At 41.4% G+C, this 2,263-nt stretch carries 3 protein-coding genes; 2 read left to right on the top strand and 1 reads right to left on the bottom strand.

The genetic code is table 11. The features are described 5' to 3' along the window. A partial coding sequence (locus PX481_RS05095; protein ID WP_288093873.1) for a phycobiliprotein lyase occupies positions 1-262 on the top strand: 262 nt, incomplete at its 5' end. Positions 263-346: 84 nt separating this feature from the next. Here PX481_RS05095 and PX481_RS05090 read toward each other — a convergent pair. Continuing rightward, positions 347-757, bottom strand: a complete 411-nt coding sequence (locus PX481_RS05090; RefSeq protein WP_288093871.1) for a copper amine oxidase — start codon at positions 755-757, stop codon at positions 347-349. 193 nt (positions 758-950) lie between these two features. Here PX481_RS05090 and PX481_RS05085 point away from each other — a divergent pair. After that, on the top strand, positions 951-2,263 hold a 1,313-nt coding region (locus PX481_RS05085; RefSeq protein ID WP_288093869.1), incomplete at its 3' end, for a hypothetical protein.

The raw sequence follows: 2,263 nt of genomic DNA, 5'->3' as shown, positions 1-2,263 counted from the left end.
CGGTTATTTAGAAGGGGATTATCTTCGCGATCGCGCCTACGAAGAAGCAAGACCAATTATCTCCGCTTTTCGCTTTGATTCCACCACCAGAGAGTTATTAATGACCACCAATTATACTCGCAGTGTTTCCGTGGATTCAATTACTTTAATCAATCCAGACCTGCGAATTCGCAAAATTGTTAACTATCAACGTCCCCAGGAGGGGGAACCCTTAGAAAAAGTTCTCTTGGTCGGTTTTGGAGTTGAGTGTAAAGTCAGTTAAAAAAACAGGCAAAAAACCTCGGTGAAATAGCAGAAAAATTCGCTTAAAGAGGATGCGTCACTGGACGCATCTTCCCCAGATTATTTAAGAATTCTCTAGGTTATTTTTCGGGACATTCAAAACAGGATTTTGGTCAAAGAAACCCCAAGACATAATCTTAAAACCAGCTGGATGTACGGTCATAATTGGCCATTCTTCGGGACGAGGAATATGGGTAACACCGTAGGTGTACCAGACGACTAAATCCTCATTGTCGAGAGATTCATTATCAGCAATATATTGCGGTAAACCTCGGCCTTTTTTGCCTTGATTGGGATAATCTCCCGCTGCATAAAGTTCGTTCGCTTTGTAACGAGTTGCCCAAAAATGATGGGTAGCAAATTCACCCCGTTGACGAGAATCCGCTTGGAAATTGGGATAATAAATTGAATTTGCCGATGGCATTAACATATAACTTGTCGGCATTCCGAGGGAGTTTTTCTGATTCTCATTCATGGCTCTTCGGTTTGTGTTATGCAATTGACGGGGGTTATAAGGGATGGAACTCTTATAGAGAAAGGCATTTAGCGATTTTTGTCAATTGTTTTTTATCTAGAGCGAACTAATCAATTAAGTCTCTTGCCAGATAAGGATTTAGTCGATTTATGCCCCCCTATCGAACCATAACAAGTAACGAAGAGCCATAATTATGCAGTTAAATTATCTGAATTTATCATCTATCTGTTTAACGGTAACTTCCTTGATAATTATCGCCAGTCCAGCTATATCTTTAGCCGATCATAGATCACCAATAACTTTAGCTGCTAGGGATTTATCAAACCAGCAACAGGGACGAACAATTATTCTTAATGGTCGTTCTTTGCCCGTTTCTTGGCGACAGTGGACAGCAGCAAATAGTACCAGAATTGCCATGAGTGACACGGGAGCAAGACAATTATTCGGCATGGATTTTCTTAGCACAAATGATCCGAAAAAGCAACCGATAAGCTGGTTTAATTTACAAACTTTATCGGCTAATTTGATCAATCCCGATCGCTGGTTAGACGTTACGGATATTTTACTAAAAATGGGGGCAACAACCACTATTAATGGCGATAGTTTAAATATTAACTTTCCTGCTCCTCAGATTGAAGATATTCAGCTAGAAAATTATGGGGCAGTACAGAGGATTATTATTCAACTCGATCGCCCGACCTTTTGGCAAGTTAGTCAGGCAAAAAATCAAGCAGTGATTACCCTAGAAGGAAATGCCCAGCAATCGCTTATCTCTAGGTTTCAACCCAAAACTGTTAGTAACAGTAATCAAAATAACGATGAAGATGATCTAGGCAACTCTAATAATAACTTAGCCACTCAGATCACTTCCTTAGAAAATAATGGGGTGATCAGTCGTTTAAAAGTTAACCTTCCCACTGCCTACGGATTACAGATCAGCAGTGTGGATAATCCTCCCCGAATTATCATTGATTCTCGTCCCGATGCTATGGATGAAAAGCGCATTGTTTGGCAACCAGGGTTAATCTGGAATCAAAAATATATCCAGTTAGATCAAGATTGGTTTCCCGTGACTTGGTTAGAAATCGATCCCAGAAATCCTCAGATAACTATTAAACCGATTACCGCTAATTCCACCTCAATGCGCGGCACTAATCCCCTGATCACGATTAATAGCGAAAGTAACGCAGTAGCGATGATTAATGGCGGCTTTTTTAATCGTAATAATCAGTTACCTTTGGGAGCAATTCGTGTGGATGGCAAATGGTTATCTGGACCAATTTTAAACCGAGGAGCGATCGCATGGGATAATCGTGGTAAAATCAGGATCGATCGCCTCAGTTTAGAGGAAACTCTCATTACTGTCACCGGACAACGTTTTCCCCTAACCCAGTTAAATAGTGCTTTCCTGACAGCCGGCTGCAGTCGTTATACTCGCGATTGGGGGAGTAATTATCATCCCCTCACCGAGCGCGAAACCGGGTTAGTCGTCCAAGGCGATCGCGT

This window comes from Microcystis sp. M53603_WE2 (assembly GCF_030065435.1).
The sequence above is the reverse complement of the archived record's forward strand: the minus strand, read 5'-3'. Positions and strand labels throughout refer to the sequence as shown.

Excerpts from the sequence above, each read along its gene's own strand:
- PX481_RS05090 (WP_288093871.1), bottom strand. The coding sequence starts at position 757 with ATGAATGAGAATCAGAAAAACTCCCTCGGAATGCCGACAAGTTATATG.